11 protein-coding genes are annotated in these 24,016 nt (G+C 69.8%); 4 read left to right on the top strand and 7 right to left on the bottom strand.

The genetic code is table 11. The annotated features are described in order from the left end of the window. Positions 1-11 precede the first annotated feature (11 nt). Positions 12-1,457, bottom strand: a complete 1,446-nt coding sequence (gene ngcE / locus ACIBLC_RS00965) for an N-acetylglucosamine/diacetylchitobiose ABC transporter substrate-binding protein (RefSeq protein WP_399208450.1) — start codon at positions 1,455-1,457, stop codon at positions 12-14. A 486-nt stretch (positions 1,458-1,943) separates the two neighbouring features. On the opposite strand from ngcE, the gene ACIBLC_RS00960 reads away from it, so the two are divergent. After that, positions 1,944-5,768, top strand: a complete 3,825-nt coding sequence (locus ACIBLC_RS00960) for a GH92 family glycosyl hydrolase (protein WP_399208449.1) — start codon at positions 1,944-1,946, stop codon at positions 5,766-5,768. Positions 5,769-5,844: 76 nt separating this feature from the next. On the opposite strand, the gene ACIBLC_RS00955 is transcribed toward ACIBLC_RS00960, so the two are convergent. The 5 genes from ACIBLC_RS00955 to acnA all read right to left on the bottom strand — a co-directional run bounded on the left by ACIBLC_RS00955 (position 5,845) and on the right by acnA (position 16,472). Continuing rightward, positions 5,845-9,120 (bottom strand): GH92 family glycosyl hydrolase, encoded by a 3,276-nt coding sequence (locus ACIBLC_RS00955; RefSeq protein ID WP_399208448.1) that lies wholly within the window; start codon positions 9,118-9,120, stop codon positions 5,845-5,847. 451 nt (positions 9,121-9,571) lie between these two features. Further along, entirely contained in the window at positions 9,572-10,648 is a 1,077-nt protein-coding gene (locus ACIBLC_RS00950) for a lytic polysaccharide monooxygenase (protein ID WP_399208447.1), read from the bottom strand. A gap of 580 nt (positions 10,649-11,228) precedes the next feature. Further along, positions 11,229-12,866: an ATP-binding protein gene (locus ACIBLC_RS00945; RefSeq protein ID WP_399208446.1), complete on the bottom strand. Its 1,638-nt coding sequence runs from the start codon at positions 12,864-12,866 to the stop codon at positions 11,229-11,231. After that, a complete protein-coding gene (locus ACIBLC_RS00940; protein WP_399208445.1) occupies positions 12,863-13,579 on the bottom strand; it encodes a response regulator transcription factor in 717 nt (238 codons plus the stop codon). The genes ACIBLC_RS00945 and ACIBLC_RS00940 overlap by 4 nt, the downstream gene beginning before the upstream one ends. A gap of 178 nt (positions 13,580-13,757) precedes the next feature. Then, positions 13,758-16,472, bottom strand: a complete 2,715-nt coding sequence (gene acnA, locus ACIBLC_RS00935; RefSeq protein WP_399208444.1) for an aconitate hydratase AcnA — start codon at positions 16,470-16,472, stop codon at positions 13,758-13,760. A gap of 371 nt (positions 16,473-16,843) precedes the next feature. Here acnA and ACIBLC_RS00930 point away from each other — a divergent pair, with 371 nt between their 5' ends. From ACIBLC_RS00930 to ACIBLC_RS00920, 3 genes are all read left to right on the top strand, one after another. Beyond that, entirely contained in the window at positions 16,844-17,041 is a 198-nt protein-coding gene (locus ACIBLC_RS00930; protein ID WP_399208443.1) for a DUF4236 domain-containing protein, read from the top strand. A 107-nt stretch (positions 17,042-17,148) separates the two neighbouring features. Then, entirely contained in the window at positions 17,149-18,678 is a 1,530-nt protein-coding gene (locus ACIBLC_RS00925) for a helix-turn-helix domain-containing protein (RefSeq protein ID WP_399208442.1), read from the top strand. 398 nt (positions 18,679-19,076) lie between these two features. After that, a complete protein-coding gene (locus tag ACIBLC_RS00920; RefSeq protein WP_399208441.1) occupies positions 19,077-22,190 on the top strand; it encodes an AfsR/SARP family transcriptional regulator in 3,114 nt (1,037 codons plus the stop codon). Between the two features lie 38 nt (positions 22,191-22,228). Here ACIBLC_RS00920 and ACIBLC_RS00915 read toward each other — a convergent pair whose 3' ends face one another. Then, positions 22,229-23,932, bottom strand: coding sequence for a family 43 glycosylhydrolase (locus ACIBLC_RS00915; protein WP_399208440.1), 1,704 nt, complete (start codon positions 23,930-23,932; stop codon positions 22,229-22,231). Between the last annotated feature and the right edge of the window lie 84 nt (positions 23,933-24,016).

Raw genomic sequence — 24,016 nt, 5'->3', positions numbered from 1 at the left:
GAAATGCTCGGTCAGTCGCGGTGGTTCTTCTTGGACTCCGGGTCCTTGGCCGCCTTGTCGACTGCCGCCTGGGCGCGCTTCAGCCATTCCGCGGGCTGAATTCGTTTGGCCATCAGTTCGTTCGAAGCGTTCTGGATCGAGACGTCCATCTCGCTGTACCAGTTCGGGTACAGGAAGTTGAAGGTGTTGTCGCCCGCGGCCTTCGACGCCTCGACCGTGGACTGGGTGCCGGGGCGCAGTTCGACGCCGGAGTCGACGCCGTCCTTGAGGATGCTCAGCGAGTTCGCCTGCTGGGCGAAGAGCGTCGACCACTCCTTGGAGAGCATGGAGCGCAGGAACTCCTGTGCTCCGGCCAGGTTCTTGGCCTTCGCCGGGATGATGAAGGGCTCACCCGAGCCGGCCCGGATCGCCTCGAACGGGAGCTGGCTGTCCGGCAGGTTCGGCATCGGCAGGAACTTCATGTCGAAGTCGTCCGGGGTCTGCTTGAGCTGCTCGTTCTCCAGCCACGAGCCGGAGGTGATGAAAGCGGCCTTGTACTGGTTCCAGCGGGTCTGTGACTCGGTGTGGGTCAGGCCGTTGGTGCCGGCCATCAGGTAGCCCTTCTCCACGACCTCGTAGATCGCCTCGATGGCCGCCGCGGCGGCGTCGTTGCCGACGAACGCCTTCGGGTCGAGGTTGTCGATCGCCTTCATGGCCTCGAGACCGCCCTTCTTGGCGATCAGGTCCATGATGGCGACGTTGATGTAGTACGGGAACTTGCCCTGGTGCGCCAGGCCCCCGATGCCGTCGGCCTTCGCCGCCTTGCACACGGCCAGGAACTCGTCCCAGGTCTTCGGCGCCTCCCAGCCCTTGTCCGCGAAGAGCTTGCCCGAGTACCAGAGGCCCCACACCGTGTAGACGTACGGCAGGGCGACGTTCTTGCCGCCCTGGAGGCCCGGGTCGAGGGTGCCGGGGATCAGGGTGTCGCGGACCTTCTTGCTCGGGTCGTCGAGCGAAGGCGCGTCGAGCACCGCGGCCAGGTCGAGGAGCTGGCCGTTCTTGTAGAGCACGTCCAGCTTGATCTGCTGGGCGCCCGAGTCGTCGACGACGTCCGGCGGGGTGTTGTTGTTGAAGCGCGGCTGGAGTTTGCCGGTGATCTCCTGGGTGCCCGTGTGGGCACTCTTGGTGCCCCACTTCTTGTCGAAGGCGGCCTCCCAGGCCTTGGCGTAGTCGTCGCCGTAACCGCCCTTGAAGATGACGACGTCGAGCGCGCTGCTCTTCGCCACCCCGAAGGGGTTCTCCGCGCTCGTCTCGCCCTTGTTCGTATCGTCCGAACTGTCGTCGCCCCCGCCGCTGGCACAGGCCGACAGGAAGCTCATCGTCGGTACGGAAATCAGGGCAAGTGCTGCCGACCGCTTCATCAGAGCGCGGCGTCCGACACCCTCGGTGTTGCTGTTCTCGGCGGAAGTGGATCCCATGCTCAAGTCCTCGCCTTCTTCAGGACTCAGGCGGTGAACCGGATCCTCCCCGGCACCGCGGTTGGGTCAAGCTGGGGTCGTACGTGAGGGTTTCAGTGGAACGACGCGGTGGTCTGTGTATATGACACGGTCCGCCGCCTCCAGATTTTCCCCCCGGGTCGCGCCTGTACACAGCCGTAGAACGGCTGGGCAGACGCCGACAGGTATAGTCCACTTCCCGCCAATGGAGCAAGATCGAATGCAGGTTTGGCAGTCGGTCTTTTCCGAGTTGAGACCTCGCGGAAATATGGTGGGACCACGCGTTACCCCGAAGAAGATCCACAAGGTGCCAACCTCCCACGATGGGAGTAATGCGCGGCTTGTCGCGCGGCATTCGCCCCGGACGCCACATTCAACACCCTTGACATCGCTCACAACTTGACTCCCTACTGGTCTTTGCGCAGCGAATTTGACAACGTTGTCCGGACGCTGGGAGGGTGCTCGCGCATGCAGCAGAGAGCTCGATACAGACGGAGTTCCTCGACTAGGTACAGCTGGGGCCGTGCCACGACGGTGGGGGTCTCAGCCCTCTGCCTGCTGGTCGCCGCACAGGGCGCCGCGGTCGCCCTGCCCGCCCAGGCGGCCGCCGCCGACAGGGAGTTCGCCTCCTCGTTCGAGTCGGGCGATCCCGTACCGACCTGGCTGAACACGGTTGATACGACACCTCAGGGGACGAAACGATCGTCCGGGGTGGACGGCGGCTACACCACGGGAATCCCCGGCAATGTGACCGACCACGTCTCGGATGTCCGGGCCAGTGGCGAGAACACCGGCGGGGGCGAGGTGAAGGAGAACCTCGTCGACGGCGAGTCGAGCACCAAGTGGCTGGTGTTCGAGCCCACCGCCTGGGCGGAGTTCGACCTGGACGCCCCGGTCAAGGTGGTGACGTACGCGCTCACCTCGGCCAACGACCACGACGAGCGCGACCCGCAGGCCTGGACCCTTCAGGGCTCCACGGACGGCAAGGACTGGAAGACCCTCGACACCCGCTCCGGCGAGTCCTTCGGCGAGCGTTTCCAGACGAAGTCGTACGACATCACGAGTCCCGTCGAGTACCAGCACTTCCGGCTCGACATCACCAAGAACAACGGCGGCGACATCCTTCAGCTCGCCGACGTGCAGTTCTCCACCGGTGCCGTCGACGAGCCGACGCCCCAGGACATGCTCTCGCTGGTGGACCGCGGTCCGAGCGGCTCCCCGACCGCGAAGGCGGGCGCGGGCTTCAGCGGCAAGCGGGCGCTGCGGTACGCCGGTACGCACAAGCCCGACGGCCGCGCGTACTCGTACAACAAGGTCTTCGACGTGAACGTGGCCGTCGGCCGCGACACGCAGCTGTCGTACAAGATCTTCCCGTCGATGGCGGACGGCGATCTGGACTACGACGCCACGAACGTGGCCGTGGACCTCGTCTTCACGGACGGCACCTATCTGAGCGGCCTCAAGGCCCTGGACCAGCACGGGTTCGCGCTGACACCGCAGGGGCAGGGCGCTTCCAAGATCCTTTACGTCAACCAGTGGAACAGCGTCGCCTCGCGGATCGGTTCGGTCGCGGCGGGCAAGACCGTGGACCGGATCCTGGTCGGGTACGACTCCCCGAAGGGGCCGGCGAAGTTCCGCGGCTGGCTCGACGACGTGACGCTGAAGAGCGTCGCGCCCGAGAAGCCGAAGTCGCACCTGTCCGACTACGCCTCGACCATCCGCGGCACCAACTCAAGCGGCGGCTTCTCTCGTGGCAACAACTTCCCGGCGACGGCCGTCCCGCACGGCTTCAACTTCTGGACGCCGGTGACCAACGCGGGTTCGCTGAGCTGGCTCTACGACTACGCGCGGGCGAACAACGCGGACAACCTGCCCACCATCCAGGCGTTCAGCGCGAGCCATGAGCCGAGCCCGTGGATGGGTGACCGGCAGACCTTCCAGGTGATGCCCTCGGCGGCGTCCGGCACCCCCGACACCGGCCGCGACGCCCGCGAACTCGCCTTCGAGCACAAGAACGAGACCGCGCGCCCCTACTACTACGGCGTCACCTTCGAGAACGGCCTCAAGGCCGAGATGGCGCCCACGGACCACGCGGCGGCGCTGCGGTTCACCTATCCCGGTGACGACGCGAGCGTGGTCTTCGACAACGTCACCGACCAGGCCGGGCTGACGCTCGACAAGGAGAACGGGATCGTCACCGGGTACTCGGACGTGAAGTCCGGGCTGTCCACGGGGGCGACGCGGCTCTTCGTGTACGGGGTGTTCGACGCGCCGGTGACGGAGGGGTCCTCGGCCGGGGTCAAGGGCTACCTGAAGTTCGACGCCGGCGACGACCGCACGGTCACCCTGCGTCTCGCCACCTCGCTGATCAGCGTCGACCAGGCCAAGGACAACCTCCGCCAGGAGATCCCCGAGGGCACCTCCTTCGGGAAGGTCAAGGCGCGGGCACAGCAGCAGTGGGACGACATCCTCGGCACGGTCGAGGTGCAGGGCGCCACGCCGGACCAGCTGACCACGCTGTACTCCAGCATGTACCGGCTGTACCTGTACCCCAACTCCGGCTTCGAGAAGGTCGGTTCGAAGTACCAGTACGCCTCGCCGTTCTCGCCGATGCCGAACCCGGACACCCCGACGCACACCGGCGCGAAGATCGTCGACGGCAAGGTGTACGTCAACAACGGCTTCTGGGACACCTATCGGACGACCTGGCCCGCCTATTCGCTCCTGACTCCAAGTCAGGCGGGCGAGATGGTCGACGGGTTCGTGCAGCAGTACAAGGACGGCGGCTGGACCTCGCGCTGGTCCTCGCCCGGGTACGCGGATCTGATGACCGGCACGTCCTCGGACGTGGCGTTCGCGGACGCGTACGTGAAGGGTGTCGACTTCGACGCGAAGTCGGCGTACGACGCGGCGGTCAAGAACGCCACCGTCGTCCCGCCGTCCTCCGGTGTGGGCCGCAAGGGCATGACCACCTCGCCCTTCCTCGGCTACACGAGCACCGACACGCACGAGGGCCTTTCGTGGGCCCTGGAGGGCTATCTCAACGACTACGGCATCGCGAAGATGGGCGAGGCCCTCTACAGGGAGACCGGCAAGAAGCGCTACAAGGAGGAGGCCGCGTACTTCCTCAACCGGGCGCAGGACTACGTGAACCTGTTCGACTCGCAGGCCGGCTTCTTCCAGGGCAAGGACGCGGGCGGCGACTGGCGCGTCGAGTCGTCGCAGTACGACCCGCGCGTGTGGGGTTACGACTACACCGAGACCAACGGCTGGGGGTACGCCTTCACCGCGCCGCAGGACTCACGTGGTCTCGCCAACCTGTACGGCGGACGGAGCGGCCTCGCGGAGAAGCTCGACACGTACTTCGCGACACCCGAGACGGCCGGGCCGGAATTCGTGGGCTCCTACGGCGGGGTCATCCACGAGATGACGGAGGCCCGTGACGTACGGATGGGCATGTACGGGCACTCCAACCAGGTGGCCCACCACGTGAACTACATGTACGACGCGGCCGGCCAGCCCTGGAAGACGCAGAAGAACGTGCGTGAGGTCCTCTCACGCCTCTACACGGGCAGCGACATCGGGCAGGGCTACCACGGCGACGAGGACAACGGCGAGCAGTCGGCCTGGTACCTCTTCTCCTCGCTCGGCTTCTACCCGCTGGTGATGGGCAGCGGTGAATACGCCGTCGGCTCCCCGCTGTTCACCAAGGCGACGGTCCACCTGGAGAACGGCAGGGACCTCGTCGTCAAGGCCCCGAAGAACAGCACGAAGAACGTGTACGTGCAGGGGCTGAAGGTCAACGGCAAGAAGTGGACGTCGACTTCGCTCCCCCACTCGCTCATCTCCAAGGGCGCGGTGCTGGAGTTCGACATGGGTCCGAAGCCGTCCGGCTGGGGCACGGGCAAGAAGGCGGCGCCCGTGTCCATCACACAGGACGACAAGGTGGCCACGCCGCGCACGGACACCCTGAAGGGTGCCGGCGCGCTGTTCGACAACACGTCGGCGACAGCGGCGAGCGTGGCGTCGGTCGAGCTGCCGACGTCGGCGGCCACCAAGGGAGTCCAGTACACGCTGACGTCGTCGGACCACACGACGGCGCCGACCGGCTGGGTCCTCCAGGGCTCGTCCGACGGCACACGCTGGACCGACCTGGACAAACGCTCCGGCGAGTCCTTCACCTGGGACAAGCAGACCCGGGCGTTCTCCGTGGCGAAGCCGGGCTCGTACGCGCACTACCGCCTGGTCCTCAGCGGTGAGGCGACGCTGGCGGAGGTGGAGCTGCTGTCCTGACGGACACCCCCATGGGAAAGGGCGGGCGTGGAGTTCGACTCCACGCCCGCCCGCCGTGTTTCCCCTTCTCCCGGGGTCAGTTCACCGCGAGGGTGAAGACGTGGAGGTCCGCGTTGTCGGGCAGCTTCACGCTCGTGACGGTCTTGCCCGAGGGAGCCTCGAAGGGCTTGGTGGCGAAGACGTACGTCTTCACCGGGTCCTTGTCGGCGCCCGCGACGTTGCGGTACGCGGCCACGGCGACGGTCTCGTTGCCGTACTGGACGGTGCCGCCCCCGCCGCCGACGGTCCAGTCGGTGAAGGCGAGGTCGACGGCGTCGGTGCTTCCGTCGGCGTAGGTGACGGTCGCCCTGGTCTGCTGGTTGCCGTTGACCGCGCTGCCGATGAAGGACAACCGCTGCGCGGGCTCGGCGAGTTCGATGGTCTGACCGGTCGCGGTGGCGTTGTCGGGACGGCCGGACGGCGAGTCGGGCCAGGTGTAGGCGAGACCGCCGGACAGGGTGCCCTGGTGGCCGGGGGGCAGCCCGGCGGCGGCGAGGGCCTGCCGGGAGTAGCTCCAGCCGCCGCCGTCGTAGTCGGCCTCGTCGTGGTCGCCGACGTCGTCCGAGACACCGGTGTTGTTGTACGCGGCGAGGAGGGAGCCTGGAGCGGCGACGGTGAGGGACACCGGCTGTTCGTAGGACGTGTCGGCCGAGGTCACTGTGACCTTGACGTCGTAGAAGCCCTGCCTGGCGTCCGGGGCGGCGGTCAAGGTGATCGACTGGGTGCCGTCGACCACCGTGCCCTCGGCAGGGGTCGCCGTCACTCCTTCCGGCACGTCGACGTGGAAGCGCACCTCGGGTCCGGCGCCGCCGCTCAGGGCGAGGGCACGGATGTCGAGCTTCGTGCTGCCGCCGGGCGCGAGAGTGGCCGTGGTGGGACCCACTCCGATCTGGTAGGGCTGCTCGCCCTGGCGGAAGGACGGCGGGGCGGCGGCCGCACCGCTGCCCCACCGCTTGTCGGGGGCGGCACCGAGTGTGTAGTCGAGCGTGCCGCCGTCGCGGACGAAGGACGCCGGGAGCCAGGCGCGGTCGCTCGCGCGGCCGTTGACCTTCAGCGACTGGACGTACGGAGTGTCGGCGGACGCGCCCGTCGCGCGGATCCTGATGTCGGCGCGGCCCGGGCGGTCGATCTCGACCCTCGGGAACAGCGGGGAGGACAGAGTGAGTTCGGCGCGGGAGGGCACCTGGGGGTACATGCCGAGCGCCGAGAAGACGTACCAGGACGACATGGCGCCGAGGTCGTCGTTGCCGGGGATGCCGCCCGGCTGGGTCGACCAGAGCTGGTTCATGGCCGCGCGGACCGTCTCCTGCGTCTTGTAGGGCGCGCCCGCGTAGGCGTACAGGTACGGCACGTTGGTCGACGGCTCGTTGTCGAGTTCCGACTTGTCGCCGCCGCTGCCCGTGAACGCCCAGCTGCCGTCCGCGTTGTGGAAGAAGGTGTCCAGGCGGTCCAGGGCCTTGTCCCGGCCGCCCATGGCCGCGAAGAGGCCGGCGGGGTTGTGCTGCACCATCCAGGTGTACTGGGCCGCCGTGCCCTCCACGAAGCCGTTGCCGGTCGCCGGGGTGAAGCCGGTGACCCAACTGCCGTCAGCCTTGCGGTTGGCGATGTAGCCGCCGGTCGGATCGGCGGCGATGTTGAAGTTGTTCTGCCACCACTGGGAGCGGGTGGCGAAGTCGGCCGCGGTCTTCTTCCGCCCTGCCGCCGACGCCAGTTGGGAGATCGCGAAGTCGGCGCCGGACATCTCCAGGGTCTCGGCGGCGCCGCCCCAGGCGTTGGACACGGACGGCATGTAGTGCTGTTCCAGGTATTTGTCCAGCGACGGGCGCTGGCCCACCGACAGCACCGGCTTGCCCGCCGACGAGAGATCCTGCTCGGTGGGTACCGTCGCCGCCCGGACCAGCGAGTCGAGGGCACCGCGCAGGTCGAAGTCCGTGCCGCCGAAGGCGCGGATGCCGGCGAGCGCGGCCGGTGAGGGATCGCCGTTCATGACGTGCGTGCCGCTCGCGCCGTGCAGCCAGCGGTCCCAGACTCCGCCGTTCTGCCGGGCCAGTTCGAGCAGCGACTGCGCGATGTCGGAGCCGGTGTCCGGGCTGAGCAGGGTCAGCAGCTGGACCTGGGAGCGGTAGACGTCCCAGCCGGAGAAGGTGCCGTACTGGGCCCGGTGGCCCCGGCTCACGGTGTGGACCTTGTCGTCGCTGCCCCGGTATCTGCGGTCGGCGTCGCTGATGACGTTCGGGTGCAGGAGGGCGTGGTAGAGCGCGGTGTAGAAGGTGGTGCGGTCGGTGTCCGTGCCGCCGCCGACCCTGATCGCGTCGAGCCGGTCGCGCCAGGCCCGGTGGGCGGCGTCCTGAACCGAGGCGAAGGAGCGGGACGGCGGGTTCTCGGCCGCGAGGTTGGCCTCGGCGCCCGCCCGACTGACGTAGGAGATACCGACCTTGACGTTGACGGGGCCGCTACCGGGCTCGAACTCCACATAGCCGCCGGCGCCCTTGCCCGCGACGGGACGGCCGCCGGTGGCGAATCCGCCGGTGCCACCGCTCGCCTCCGTGGACCCCGGGCTCAGCCTGTCGTCCTGCCAGGTGCCGGTCGCCTTGAAGTCACGGTCGAAGCTGGCGGTGAAGTAGAGGGTGTAGTAAGCGCGTTGTCCTTCCGGGTCGAGGTATCCGCAGAAGTTCCCGGAGGTGACGGAACCGGAGACCGTACGGGTCGCCGGGTCGATGCTGACGTCCGAAGTCGTCGAGCCCACCTCGGAGTTGGCGGTACGGATCAGCAGCGAGGCGGGCTTGTCGGCGGGGTAGGTGAAGCGGCCGGAGCCCGTGCGCGTGGTCGCGGTGAGGTCGGCGGTCACACCGGAGGCGAGGCCCACCTTGTAGTGGCCGGGCTCCGCGCTCTCGTCGGCGTGTGCGAAGTCGGCGGCGTACACCGCGTCCTTGGTGTCGCTCGCCGGGGAGGAGGTGACCTCACCGGCGTACGGGAAGAACGGGATGTCCCCGCTGCCGCCCGCGCAGCCCGTGCCGGACATGTGGGTGAGGCTGAAGCCCCGGACGCGGGTGGCGTCGTACTGGTAACCGCCGGGCGCGGCCGTGCTGGTGGCGTTGCCGCGGGTGTTCTCGGGGCTCCAGGAGAGCATGCCGAACGGCACGACGGCGCCGGGGAAGACATTGCCGCCGTTCCTGGTGCCGATGAGCGGGTCGACGTAGGCGGTGGGGTCCCGGACGAGGTCCGGTGCGGCGGTGGTCGCTGCCACCGCTGGAGTGATCCCGCCGGCCGCCAGGGCGACGGCCAGCAGGATGGATGACGGACGGAAACGCATGACGCGCCCCTCCTCCTTCGGACGGGTCGCGCACCACAGGTCGCACAAGCCGCAGGGACAGTAACCTGCGCCACGGTTACCACGGAAGACCGCGTACGGGGCGCGGAACCGCCCGCCGGACACTCCGACGGCCCAGCGCGCACACCGCCGCGCACCGTGCCGTGTTGCGCCGTACGCGCCGCCCGGCGCACGGCTGTGTATCACTGCGTGCCAAGTGGCTTGACATCGTTGTCTGTTGGCGCGGTAGAGTCATGGACGGACCATCAGACAACGTTGTCGCGCACCGCGATCAGCACAAGCCACGTACAGCGACGCACGTAGCGACACGCGACACGACACGCAGAGCCACGCACCGACCCGGGCCGGACCTCCCCCGAATCCGGCTCGGGCTCGCGGACCGGGTGAGTCCCGAATGCCCACCCGGTCCGCCCTGAGCACGCTGGATCAGAGATCAACCCACCTGGCACGGGAGGGTTGTTGACGTATCACCGCCGGAGCCGGTGACGACGTACCCGAACGTCGAGCTCTCGCCCGGATCCAACTCCCCGTTCCAGCCGGCGTTGTGCACCATCACCGCCTGGCCCTCGTACGTCGGATTGCCGTTCCAGAGGCTGGCGACCGACTGGCCGGCGGGAAGCGTCCAGTCGACCATCCAGCCGAGCATCGGTACGTCACCAGTGTTGGTGACGCTCACCTCGGACTGGTATCCGCCGGACCAACTGCCCGTCGTACGGCGGGTCGCGGAGCAGGCGCCGGGCGGGGGTTCCGTCGGGTTACCCGGGTCGTGGATGCCCGTCACCTCGCCGTTGCCACCGTCGAAGACGACGTCGGAGCAGGAGTAGAAGGTCTCGGCACTGTCCGAGCGCTGCCAGACCACGTACACGATGTGGCGGCCCGACTTGCCCGACGGAAGCGTGCCGGACCAGGAGTAGTTGGCCTCGACCGTGCCCGGGCTGCCGTTGAGCGGCGGGTGGTCGACCGTGAGGAACGGCGAGTCCTCCATGTCGTCCCAGTTCAGCGTCTGCGTCGGGTCGAAGCCGTCCTTGGTGATGTAGACGTAGAACCAACCGGGGTGGGCGGCCCACGCGTTGTACGAGAAGTCGACCGTCGCGCCCGAGGTCAGGTGGGTGAGCGGCCAGTCGGCGCGCGGCTGGTTGAAGCCCGTGAAGTTGGCGTTTCCGCCGCTGCACAGCTCGCCGTCCGGGACGAAGCCGCGGGTGCGGCCCGCGCCGTCGGAGCGGAGCACCGAGAACCAGTTGTAGAACGGCGTGGTGCCGCTCACCTGCTGCGCCGCCTTGCAGGCCGGGTTCACGGGTTTGATCTCGCCGGTGTCGGTCAGCCCGTCCTGCCAGCACAGGAAGGTGCGGCTGGCCGGCTTCATGGGGGTGCCGTGGGCTTCGGCCTCGCCGCCCGCCGTGACCACCAGGCCGAGGGCCGGGACGGTGACGAGGAGGGCGAGCAGCACCAGGAGGAACGCTCTGTGGCGGGTGGACAGCGGTAATCGCGGCACGCGTGCGGGCGTGAGCATGACAAGAGCTCCTTTGCTCAGTGTCCTGCGGGATGTGGACGAGGGGGGAGCGACTCCGCGGCGGGTTCCGGTCCGCCTTGGTGGGAGCGCTCCCACCCCCTTCGGAAGTTAGCGCGCACGGGGACCCCTGTAAACGCTTTCCGCGTGTGGGTGCGATCCCTGGCGGGAGCGTCCTCCTCGCGGGTGGGGCCGGCCCCGTCGGGGACGGGGTCAGCCCTCGTCACGGGCGGGGTCCGTCTTCGCGACGGTCCGGAAGCGGGCGGGCGTTGCGCCTGCGGCCAGGCTTGGGCGTCGGCGACGCGGAACCAGTCATGGGCAGGGCGCTTCCGCCGCCAGGGGGGCCGTGGGCCGGCGACTCCACCAGGGGGCGCCGTGCGGGGGCGTTGTCTTCGCCGGAGGCTGGCCGTGGGCGAACGTCTTCGCCGGAGACCGGGCCGTGGGCGAACGTCTTCGCCGGAGACCGGGCCGTGGGCGAACGTCACCGGCGGACACCAGCCGTGGGCGAACGTCACCAGCGGAGACCGGCGGGCAGCCGGGGACGGCCAGCCCACTGCACGCGGCCGGGGACAGGTAACCCCAGCTACGGACGGCCGGGAACGGACGGCCCCGGCGCGGCGACCCGGCCCGCACCCGCACCCGCACCCGCACCCGCACCCGCACCCGCAGGCAGTGGAGCGTCCGGGATCGGCGGCACGGCGGGAGGGAGTTGGGTGACCGGAATCGTTCCGGGCGGGATCAGCGACGGTCGGCCCGCGGGCGGCAGGAAGACGGCGAACTCCGTGCGCCCCGGCTCGCTCTGGACCTCGATCAGGCCTCCGTGCGCCGCGGTGATGGCCTCGACGATGGCGAGCCCGAGGCCGGAACCGCCGGCCGCCGGTCCGCTGCGGGCGCGGGAGACGTCGCCCCGGGTGAAGCGCTCGAAGACGGAGGGAAGCAGGTGCGGCGGGATTCCGGGGCCGTCGTCGCTCACGCGGACGGCACAGTACGCCTCCGTGGCCTCCACCGAGGCGACGACGGTGGTGCCGACAGGTGTGTGCATACGGGCGTTGGCCAACAGGTTGGCCACCACCTGGTGCAGTCGCGCCTGGTCCCCGAGGACGAGAGCCGGGGAGTCCAGGAACAGCTCCAACTGCCAGTGGTGGCTGTCGCCCGCCGCCCGCGCGTCCCAGACCGACTCCGCGACGAGCGCGGCGAGGTCCACCTCGGCGGACTCCAGCGGCCGCCCCTCGTCGAGCCGGGCGAGCAGCAGCAGGTCCTCGACGAGCCCGGTCATCCGCGCCGACTCGGCGGAGACCCGCCGCCAGGCCAGGGTGGGTTCGATCCGCTCGGTGCCGCGGTTCATCAGTTCCGCGTATCCGGCGATCGACGCGAGCGGCGTACGGAGTTCATGGCTGGCGTCCGACAGGAAGCGGCGCATGCGTTCCTCGCTGCGCTGCCGTTCACTGAGCGAGGACTCGACGTGGTCGATCATCCGGTTGAGCGCGGCGCCGACCTGGCCGGCCTCGCTGCCGGGGTCGGTGTCGCGCTCCGGCACCCGGGTCAGGCCGATGACCTCACCGTGTCCGAGCGGTGAGCGCGAGACCTCGACCGCGGTGGCCGCGACCCTTCCCAGCGGGCGCAGTTGGCGCCGGATGACGACGGCGCAGACGCAGCCCGCGACGGCGAGACCCACGGCCGCCACGACGGCCTCGACCACCACCAGGCTGCTGATCAGGTCCTGGACGTCGTCCATGGGGAGGCCGGTGAGAACGGGGTTCCCGTCGGTCCGGAGAGCGGTGACCCGGTAAGTGCCGAGCCCTGGCACGGTCCGGGTGTGCAGCGAGCCGTCGGCCGTGATCCCGTCGAGGGCGGCACGCTGGGCGGCGGTGAGCGACTTCCGCGTACCGTTGCCGGTGACGACCTCGGCGGCGACGACATCACCGTCGCTGCCGAGCCGGGCGCCGATCGTACCGACGGACTGACCCTGTTCCCCGAGGAACGCGAGGTCCGTGCCGAGGCGGGGGCCGACCTGCACGCCGCCCTGGCTGCGCTCGGCGCTGTCGGCGACCCGCTGGTCCAAGTGGTCGAGCAGACTGGCACGTTGGGCGAAAACGGTGGTGAGTGCCATGGCCACGCCGACGGCGACGAGCGTGGCGCTGATGAACACCAGGAGCCGGGTGCGCAGGGACCTCCCCCGCAGCGGTGCCCACAGCGAGTGCCGCAGCGTCCGGGGGCTCATCTCCCCTCCTCCGGCGGCCTGATGGCGTACCCCACCCCGCGCACGGTGTGGATCATCGGCGTCCGGCCCTTGTCGATCTTCCGGCGCAGGCAGGAGATGTAGACCTCGACCAGGTTTCCGCCGCCGTCGAAGGAGCTGCTCCAGACGTGGTCGAGGATCTGGGCCTTGCTCAGTACCTGGCGTGGGTGGCTCAGCAACAGGCTGAGCAGGTCGAACTCCTTGGCGGTGAGCTGGACCGGCGTACCGTCGCGGTGCACTTCGCGGGTGTCCGCGCTGAGCACCAGGCCGCCGAGCACGAGCGCGGACCCCTCGGGCCGGCTCTCCTCGGCGCCGGAGCGGCGCAGCAGTCCGCGCAGCCGCAGGACGACCTCCTCCAGCGAGAAGGGCTTCGTCACGTAGTCGTCGGCGCCCGCCTCCAGTCCGTCGAGGCGGTGCTCCAGCGCGTCCCGCGCGGTCAGCATGAGGACGGGCAGCTTCGGCCGCTCGTACCGCAGCCTCCGCAGTACCTGGATGCCGTCCAGGTCGGGGAGCATCCCGTCGAGGACGACGGCGTGCGGTGCGCAGCCGCGCGCGACGCGCAGCGCGCTCTCCCCGTCGGCCGCCGGATAGGGCCGCCAGCCCGCCTCCGTGACGGCCACGGAGAGCAACTCCGTGAGGCCGGGTTCGTCGTCGACGATCAGCACGCGCACACGGTCGCTTCGGGTGCCAGACATATGACGATCCTGTCCCGGTTCGCTGGGGGAACCCTGTGTTCCGCCTGAGATGAACCCATGTCCCGAAAACGTGATCCGGGCGCGATACCGAGGAGCCGCAGCCGCGTTGGCTGACGACATGCGAAGGGCCGCACCCCCGTTCCCGGGGATGCGGCCCTCAACTGCCCTGCCGGACCGCTTACTTGCGGATCAGGCTGCGCAGCACGTACTGCAGGATTCCGCCGTTGCGGTAGTAGTCCGCCTCGCCGGGGGTGTCGATGCGGACGACCGCGTCGAACTCCACGCCGGTGTCGGTGGTGACCTTGACCGTACGGGGGGTGGTGCCGTCGTTCAGCTCGGTGATGCCGGCGAAGGAGAAGGCCTCCTCGCCGGTCAGGCCGAGGGTCTCGGCGGACTGGCCGGCCGGGTACTGGAGCGGGATGACGCCCATGCCGATCAGGTTCGAGCGGTGGATGCGCTCGTAGGACTCGGCGATGACGGCCTTGACGCCGAGCAGCGCGGTGCCCTTGGCTGCCCAGTCGCGGGACGAGCCCGAGCCGTACTCCTTGCCGGCCAGGATGACCAGCGGGGTGCCCTGCTCGATGTAGTTGCGCGAGGCGTCGTAGATGAAGGCGACCGGCGCGTCGGGCTGGGTGAAGTCGCGGGTGTAGCCGCCCTCGGTGCCCGGCGCGATCTGGTTGCGCAGGCGGATGTTGGCGAAGGTGCCGCGGATCATGACCTCGTGGTTGCCCCGGCGCGAGCCGTAGGAGTTGAAGTCACGCCGCTCGATGCCGTGCTCGGTCAGGTACTTGCCGGCCGGGGTGTCGGCCTTGATGGCGCCGGCCGGGGAGATGTGGTCGGTGGTGACCGAGTCGCCCAGCTTGGCGAGGACGCGGGCACCGGTGATGTCGGTGACCGGGGACGGCTCGTGCGCCATGCCCTCGAAGTAGGGGGGCTTGCGGACGTAGGTGGACTGCGGGTCCCACTCGAAGGTGTTGCCGGTCGGGATCGGCAGCGCCTGCCACTGGGCGTCGCCCGCGAACACGTCGGCGTAGGACTTGTTGAACATATCCTCGCCGATGGCGTTCGCCACCACGTCGTTGACCTCGGCCTCGGTCGGCCAGATGTCTTCCAGGTAGACCGGCTTGCCGTCCTGGTCGACGCCGAGCGCGTCCTTGGTGATGTCCACCTTCATGGACCCCGCGAGGGCGTACGCGACGACCAGCGGCGGGGAGGCCAGGTAGTTCATCTTGACGTCGGGGTTGATCCGGCCCTCGAAGTTGCGGTTGCCGGAGAGCACCGAAGTCACGGCCAGGTCGTGCTCGTTGACCGCCTTGGAGACCTCCTCGGGCAGCGGGCCCGAGTTGCCGATGCAGGTGGTGCAGCCGTAGCCGACGAGGTTGAAGCCGACCTTGTCGAGGTAGGGGGTGAGCCCCGCCTTGTCGAAGTAGTCGGTGACGACCTTGGAGCCCGGGGCGAGCGTGGTCTTGACCCACGGCTTGCGGGTCAGGCCCTTCTCGACGGCCTTCTTCGCGACGAGCGCGGCGGCGACCATGACGTACGGGTTCGAGGTGTTGGTGCAGGAGGTGATCGCGGCGACGGTGACGGCGCCGTGGTCGATCTCGTACGTCGAGCCGTCGGGGGCCGTGACGGTGGTCGGGCGGGTCGGTACGCCGTTGGTGGCGGCCGGGGCGTCGGAGGCCGGGAAGGACTCCTTGCCCGCCTCGTCGTCGTCCTCGACGTAGTTGCGGACGTCCTGCGCGAACTGCTGCGCGGCGTTCGCGAGGACGATGCGGTCCTGCGGGCGCTTCGGTCCGGCGATGGACGGGACGACCGTGGAGAGGTCCAGCTCCAGCTTCTCGGAGAAGTCGGGCTCGGCGGCCGGGTCGAGCCAGAGGCCCTGCTCCTTGGCGTACGCCTCGACGAGCGCGACCTGCTGGGCGTCGCGGCCGGTCAGGCGCAGGTACTTAAGGGTCTCGTCGTCGATCGGGAAGATCGCGGCGGTGGAGCCGAACTCCGGCGACATGTTGCCGATGGTGGCGCGGTTCGCGAGCGAGGTGGCGGCGACGCCCTCGCCGTAGAACTCGACGAACTTGCCGACGACGCCGTGCTTGCGCAGCATCTCGGTGATCGTGAGCACGAGGTCGGTGGCGGTGGTGCCGGCCGGGAGCTCACCGGTGAGCTTGAAGCCGACGACGCGCGGGATGAGCATCGAGACGGGCTGGCCGAGCATCGCGGCCTCTGCCTCGATGCCGCCGACGCCCCAGCCGAGCACGCCCAGGCCGTTGACCATGGTGGTGTGCGAGTCGGTACCGACGAGCGTGTCGGGGTAAGCCTGACCGCCCCGGACCATGACCGTGCGGGCCAGGTGCTCGATGTTCACCTGGTGGACGATGCCGGTGCCCGGCGGGACGACCTTGAACTCGTCGAACGCGGTCTGGCCCCAGCGCAGGAACTGGTAGCGCTCCCTGTTGCGGCCGTACTCCAGCTCGACGTTCTGCGCGAAGGCGTCGCTCGTGCCGAACTTGTCGGCGATCACGGAGTGGTCGATGACCAGCTCGGCCGGCGCCAGCGGGTTGATCTTCGCCGGGTCACCGCCGAGCTCCTTGACGGCCTCACGCATGGTGGCGAGGTCCACGACACAGGGCACGCCGGTGAAGTCCTGCATGATCACACGGGCGGGCGTGAACTGGATCTCCTGGCTGGGCTGCGCCTGGGAGTCCCAGCTTCCGATGGACCGGATGTGGTCGGCGGTGATGTTCGCGCCGTCCTCGGTGCGGAGGAGGTTCTCCAGCAGCACCTTCAGGCTGTACGGAAGGCGAGCCGAGCCTTCCACCTTGTCCAGCCGGAAGATCTCGTACGACTCGTCGCCCACCTGCAGCGTGCTGCGGGCGTCGAAGCTGTTCGCCGACACGACAGTCTCCTTCATGCATATATGTGCGCTTGCTACCGCATCCTGCCGCCACGGCGTCTCGACGATCAGCTAAGGTAAGGCTAAGTTAGGTAGGCCTTACTGGAGTGGCGGCTCTCGGTGCGCCTCGGCAGATATCTCGATGTCGAGATAACTCTAGTACATGGGCGCGGGATGGTCATGCCCGGGCGCCCCTGTGATGTATCCGTGAGCCCGGTTCGCGATGCCCCCACAGCGCCGATGCCAGGCCGAGCGGGGCCAACTCCAGGTCGGGAGCCGCTCGTTGATCGGCGGTGCGGATTCAGAACGCTCTTCGTGGGTATCCGGTGTCGACCGGGAGCCACCCGGCGCAGTCACCACAGGAGGAGGCACCCATGCCGCTCACATTCCGCAAGAGCTTCAAAATCTTTCCCGGGGTGCGGTTGAACATCAACAAGAAGTCGATGTCCATCACCACGGGTGAGGGCCGCGGACCCCGGCACACACGCAGCACCACCGGACGCCGGACGACGTCCCAGAACCTGCCGGGCCCCTTCGGGTGGCGGCGCACCCGGACGAAGCGGGACAGCTGAAGCCCCGCACGCGATGTCTCCTCCGGTGACCGGCCCCCGTCGGGGGCCGGCACCCGGATGGGTGCGTTCCGTTTTTCTTTATCTCACAGGAGATATACGGTCGCGCCATGGCAGACGACTACCTCGTACGTATCGGCAAGCTCATCCGTGACGCCCGGCAACACCGGGGCTGGACACAGTCGCAACTTGCCGAGGCGCTCGGCACCAGTCAGAGTGCCGTCAATCGCATCGAGCGCGGCAACCAAAACATCAGCCTTGAGATGATCGCTCGAATCGGTGAAGCCCTGGACAGTGAGATCGTCTCTCTGGGCTACGCCGGTCCGATGCATCTGCGCGTGGTCGGCGGACGTCGTCTGTCCGGTTCGATCGACGTCAAGACCAGCAAGAACGCGTGCGTCGCGCTGCTGTGCGCGACGCTGCTCAACAAGGGGCGCACGGTACTGCGGCGCGTCGCCCGCATCGAAGAGGTGTACCGCCTTCTGGAGGTACTCGGTTCGATCGGCGTCCGCACCCGCTGGATCAACGACGGGGTCGACCTCGAGATCGTGCCCCCGAGCGAGCTGGACATGGAGGCGATCGACGAGGTGGCGGCCCGCCGCACCCGCTCGATCATCATGTTCCTCGGCCCGCTGCTGCACCGCATGGACACCTTCAGGCTGCCGTACGCGGGTGGCTGCGACCTGGGTACGCGGACGATCGAGCCGCACATGATCGCGCTGCGCCGGTTCGGGCTCGACATCGCCGCCACCGAGGGGCTCTACCACGCTCAGGTCGACCGTTCGGTCTCCCCCGGCCGCCCGATCGTGCTGACCGAGCGCGGCGACACGGTGACCGAGAACGCGCTGCTCGCCGCCGCCCGCCATGACGGCGTGACCGTCATCCGCAACGCCTCCTCCAACTACATGGTCCAGGACCTGTGCTTCTTCCTGGAGGCCCTGGGCGTACGGGTCGAGGGCATCGGCACCACGACGCTCACCGTGCACGGCGTGCCCAACATCGACGTGGACGTGGACTACTCGCCGTCCGAGGACCCGGTCGAGGCGATGAGCCTGCTGGCCGCCGCGGTGGTCACCGAGTCCGAGCTGACGGTGTGCCGGGTGCCGATCGAGTTCCTCGAGATCGAGCTCGCGGTCCTGGAGGAGATGGGCCTCGACCACGACCGCACGGCGGAGTACTTCGCCGACAACGGCCGTACGCGCCTGGTGGACCTGACCGTCCGGCCCTCCAAGCTTGAGGCGCCCATCGACAAGATCCACCCGATGCCGTTCCCGGGCCTCAACATCGACAACGTCCCGTTCTTCGCGGCCATCGCCGCCTCCGCGCAGGGCCAGACCCTCATCCACGACTGGGTCTACGACAACCGCGCGATCTACCTGACGGACCTGAACCGCCTCGGCGGCCGGCTCCAGCTCCTCGACCCGCACCGGGTGCTCGTCGAGGGCCCGACCCGCTGGCGCGCCGCCGAGATGATGTGCCCGCCCGCGCTGCGCCCCGCCGTGGTGGTCCTGCTGGCCATGATGGCCGCCGACGGCACCTCCGTCCTGCGGAACGTGTACGTCATCAACCGCGGCTACGAGGACCTGGCCGAGCGCCTCAACTCGATCGGCGCGCAGATCGAGATCTTCCGGGACATCTGACCGGCGGACCGTGGAAGGCGCGCTCCGCCGCGTCCGGCGCCCGATCCGGCGCTGCTGACCCCCGTTCAGCGGCGACGGATCGGGACCCCCCGGACGGGCACGGCCCCGCATCGGACCGGCCGTCGTCGCAGCCGACCGCCACGGTGTGAAGGGGGTGCGACCCACCGGGAAGATCGAGCGACTGTTCTCAGCCTGCAGGACGAACCTTGCGAAAACCTTGTCGCGCTCCGATGCTCCGGCACGGTAGTTCTTGGGACCCGCTCGCAGCCCGGGGCGGAGCCGGGCGCGCGTACGTTCCGCGGCGATCACCGTCGCGGCGGCATCGACCCCACAATTGTGAAATCCTGGGCAGGATCGGGGGGTTGAAGCAGGTGGAGCGGCCGATCGTGGGTGGGGACGTGGAGCTTCGATTACTGGGCCCGTTGGAACTGTGGGCCGGTGGTCGCCCCATCGAGCTGGGGCAGCCCAGGCAGCGCGTGGTGCTGGCGGCCCTGGCAGCCAATTCCGGCCGTCTGATGACCATGGGCTCCCTGGTGGACCGGATCTGGGACGACACTCCTCCCGACTCCGCCCGCTCGACGCTGTACTCCCATGTGAGCCGGATCCGGCGGGTCCTGGACGGGGCGACGCGGCGCGAGGGCGGCACGGCGGGGCATCCGCCGCTTGAACTGGTCCGGGTGTCGGGCGGCTACCTTCTGAAGGCGGCGGACGACAGCATCGACCTACTGCGTTTCCGCGCGCTCGTGGCTCAGGCACGCGGTCTGCGTCCCGATGACGCCGAACGCGGCCGGCTCCTGCGAGACGCCCTGGACCTGTGGCGGGGCTCCCCGCTGGCCGACCTGCCGGGTTCCTGGGCCGAGCGGACCCGGACGGCCTGGCGGAACGAGCGGCTCGACGCCGCCCTGCTGTGGGCCCGGGCCGAGTCGGCGGCGGGACACGCCTCGCAGGCGATCGGCCGGATGCGGTCCCTGAGCGACGAGTTCCCGCTGGCGGAACCCCTCGCCGCCCTGCTCATCAGGTCCCTCGCCCAGACGGACCGGACCGCCGAGGCCCTCGACCACTATGCCGAGGTACGCCGTCTGCTGGCCGACGAACTGGGCGCCGTCCCCGGGGAGGAACTGCGCAGGGCCTACGACGAGACCCTGCGCGACCGTCCCCTGTCCAGCACCGCCGAGGAATCCGGCGCCACTTCGGGCGGCTCGCGGACTCCGTCCTCGCGTCCCGCGCAACTACCTTCCGACGTACGGGCGTTCACGGGCCGCCAGGCACAACTGGACGAACTCTCCCGGCACCTGCTCGCCGTCAGGGACGAGGCCGACCCGACCACCACGGTCGTGGTCTCCGCCGTGTCCGGCACCGCGGGAGTCGGCAAGACGGCCCTGGCCGTCCACTGGGCGCACCGCATACGCGAGCAGTTCCCGGACGGCCAGCTCTATGCCGACCTCCGCGGCTACAACACGGACGAACCGGTGTCCGCCGCCGACGTCCTCACCGGCTTCCTGGTGGCCCTCGGCGTACCCGGCCCGGAGATCCCGCTGCGCCTGGACGACCGGTCCGCCCGCTACCGCACCGAGCTGAGCCGGCGCCGCATGCTCGTCGTGCTCGACAACTCCGCCTCCAGCGAGCAGATACGCCCGCTGCTGCCGGGCGCGCCCCTGTGCAGAACCGTGGTGACGAGCAGGGACACGCTGAGTTCACTGGTGTCCCTGCACGGCGCGCACCGGCTCGTACTGGACGTGCTGCCGCCCGAGGACGCCGTACGGCTGCTCTACAGGCTCATCGGCCCCCGGGCCGCGGCCGAACCGCAGGCCGCGGCCCTTCTCGCCGAACAGTGCGGACGGCTGCCCCTCGCACTGCGCATCGCCGCGGAGCTGGCTCTCTCCCGGCTCACATCCCCTTTGAGCGCCCTCACCGCCGAACTGGAGGACCGGCGCGGGCGGTTGGAGCTGCTGGACTCCGACGACGATCCCCGCGCGGCCGTACGCGCCGTCTTCTCCTGGTCCTACGACCGCCTTCCCGCCGAGGCCGCCACCACGTTCCGGCTGCTCGGACTGCACCCGGGACCCGATGTGGACGCGTACGCGGCGGCCGCCCTGTGCGGTCGGTCCGTCGCCGACACCCGCAAGACGCTGGACCTGCTCGCCCGCAGCCATCTGATCCAGCCCACCCGGCCCGGCCGCTACGGCATGCACGACCTGCTGCGGGTGTACGCGGCCTGGCAGGGCGAACGGCACGACGGGGCGGACGACCGCGAGGCGGCGTCCGACCGTCTGCTGACCCACTATCTGGCGGCGTCCCGCGCCGCCATGGACGTGCTGATGCCGGCCGAGAGTCATCTGCGGCCGCGGATCCAGGCCCCCGCGACCGAGCTGCCGCCGTTCTCCACAGCGACCCATGCCCAGGAGTGGCTGGCGGCCGAGCACGGCGTGCTGTCGGCCGTCACGGCGACCGAGGCCGCGCGCGGCCGGGCGGAGTACGCCGTCGGCATCGCCACCACCCTGCATCGCCACTTCGACAGCCGCGGCCTCTTCACCGACGCGCTCGTCGTCCACGGCAACGCGCTGCGTGCCGCTCGCGCCGCGGGTGACCAGCAGGGTGAGGCGGAGGTACTCACCTGCCTCGGTTCGACCCACCGGCGGCTGGCGCGGTACGACGAAGCGGTCGCGCATCACACGGAGGCACTCGATCTCTGCCGGAGAATCGGGCTGCCTGTCACCGAGGCCCGCAACCTCACCAACCTCGGTGTCCTGCACGAACTGCGGGGAAGCTACCGCGAGGCCGCCGGGCGTCACGGCGAGGCGGTCGTCCTCTTCCGGAAGGTCGGCGACATCGGCGGCGAGGCCGACGCGCTCAACAACCTCGGTATCGTGCACGAGTTGCTCGAGGACTACGACACCTCCGCCGTCCAACACCGGCAGGCACTCACCCTCTACCGTGCCACCGGCCACACCTTCGGCGAGGCCAGTGCCCTGGGCAATCTCGGCATCGTCCTCTCCCGGCTCGACCAGCACGGCACGGCGGCGGGCCACTTCGAGCAGGCCCTCGCCCTGTTCCGGCAGCTCGGCCACCGCGGGGGCGAGGCGCACGCCCTCAGCAACCTCGGCGACGCCCACCACCGGCTGGGCCGGCACGAGGAGGCGGCCACCCATCAGAGGGCGGCCCTCGCCCTGTTCCAGCGGACCGGTGAACGCTACGGCGAGGCCGGCAGCCTCAACGGTCTCGGCGAGGCCCTGCACGGTTCGGGCCGACAGGACGAGGCCGCGGCCGCACACCGCTCCGCCCTCGCCCTGGCCACGGAGATCGAGGAGAAGGAGGAGCAGGCCCGCGCGCACATCGGCCTGGCCCGCATCCACCAGACCGGCGCGGACCTGTCGGCGGCCCGCACCCACTGGCAGGAGGCGCTCGCCCTCTACAACGCCCTCGGTTCCCCGCGCGCCACCGGCGTGAGTGAAGCCCTGTCCGCGCTGGACGCCCACCGGCAGGAGCCGCCGGCCAACCCGGACCTCACGTGATCCCGGCGGCGGAAAGGGCACGACGGCGCCCGCCGCCGTCAGGGCGTCACGCGATACGCCGCCTCGTCGAAGTCGGCCGGTCGCCCCGCTCCGGACAGGTCCCAGGACCAGAGGCCGACGAACGCGCCGGTGAATCCCATGGCCCGGATCCGGCCGCCCTCCATGTCCACGGCGTGTTCGTCGGACAGCACGGTGGCGTCGAGAGGCGGGCCGATGGGACACCAGCCGGAGCCGGTGTCGTAGCGGAAACGCAGAACGGGTCCGTCGATGTCGAGTCCGAGGCGGAGCCGGGCGAGGTCGCCGAGGGGGTGCCGGCCGGATTCGTCGACGGCCGTCGTGCCCCGGTCGCAGCTCGCCACGGACAGGACCGAGCGGCCCTGGTCGTCGGCGGTGATGCTGAGGAAGTACCAGTTGCGGGTGTTGTAGTACGCGGTGATCCCGGCCAGGTGCTGGAAGTGCCTTGGGCGGTACTCCACTTGGGCCTCGAAGGAACAGCGCGGAGAGGTCACCCGGCGGGCCACCAGGCTGGGGCCGGTCAGGCTCTGCGGCGAGCGGCCGCCGCGCAGGCGTAGGTGGGACGGGCGTTCGGTGAGGGAGAGCCACTCGGGTGCCGGCGGGCGGCGCAGGGTGGACCAGTGGGGGCCCAGGGCCGGCTGGTCGAACCCGTCGAAGTCGCCGGAGCCGCGGGAGCCGTCCGAGTCGCCGAGGTTGCCGGAGCCGTCGGACCCGCCGGAGTCGTCGGCGTCGGTGCCGTCCGGGTTCGCGGCTTCCGCGGCCGTGGGGAGGTCGGGGGCGGGTACCTCGAGAGCGGGCAGGCCGGTCGGGGTGCGCGGCCAGCCGTCGGGGGTCCAGGTGATGGGCGCCAGCGCGGTCTCGCGGCCCAGGACGCACGGTCCGTGCCGGCCGTGGGGCCTGGCCACGAGGTAGGCGAGGTAGGACCGGCCGTTGCCGGTGTCCACCAGGCTGCCGTGCCCGGCCTTCTGGAGCGGCAGCTCCGGGTGGTCGCGCGCGGTGATCAGTGGGCCGTCCGGGTCGCGCTGGTAGGGCCCGCTCAGGGTGGCCGAACGGGCGACGGTGACCTGGTGGTCGTACCCCGTGCCGCCGTCCGCGGTCAGCAGGTAGTACCAGGCGCCACGCCGGTAGAGATTCGGCCCCTCGATCCAGCCGGCCCCCGGCGGCAGCCGGATCGGGATCGGTTCACCGGTCAGGCGGCGCGCGGCGCGGTCGTACCGGGTGGCTTCCAGGCCCGCGGATCCGCCGTGGCCCGGGCGCCAGTCGTGGACCAGGTTCACCAGCCAGCTCGTGAGTCTGTCGTGGAAGAGGGACGCGTCGAAGCCGCGGGCGTGCAGCGGCACCGGATCGGACCAGGGGCCGTGAATCGACTCCGCGGTGGTCAGGTGGTTCGGGCTGTCGGTGAAGCCGCCCGCGTAGGTCGACACGTTGCTGTAGACGAGGTGGAACAGGCCGTCCACGTAGCTCAGGTTGGGTGCCCACACCCCGCCGGAGTCCGGGCATCCGGTCAGGTCGAGCAGCCGCGTGCTGTCCAGCGCTCCGCCGAGTGGACGCCAGTGCACCAGGTCGCGGGAGTGGTGCAGCCGTACGCCTGGGCACCACTCGAACGTCGAGGTGGCCAGATAGAAGTCGGAACCCACCCGCAGGATGGACGGATCGGGGTGGGAGCCGGCCAGGGCGGGGTTGCGTATGACCGGATTGCCTATGACACGCGTGTTCTGCCCAAGCACGTGGTTTCTCGTCCTCTTCCCCATGAGTGGCCCGGGCCGGCGTCCGCCGGTGATCGGCCAGGACCGTAGCGTCGAACATGCTCG

The sequence above is a fragment of the Streptomyces sp. NPDC050535 genome (genome assembly GCF_044457665.1).
Classification (GTDB): domain Bacteria; phylum Actinomycetota; class Actinomycetes; order Streptomycetales; family Streptomycetaceae; genus Streptomyces.
This window is presented reverse-complemented; position numbering and strand designations above follow the sequence as displayed.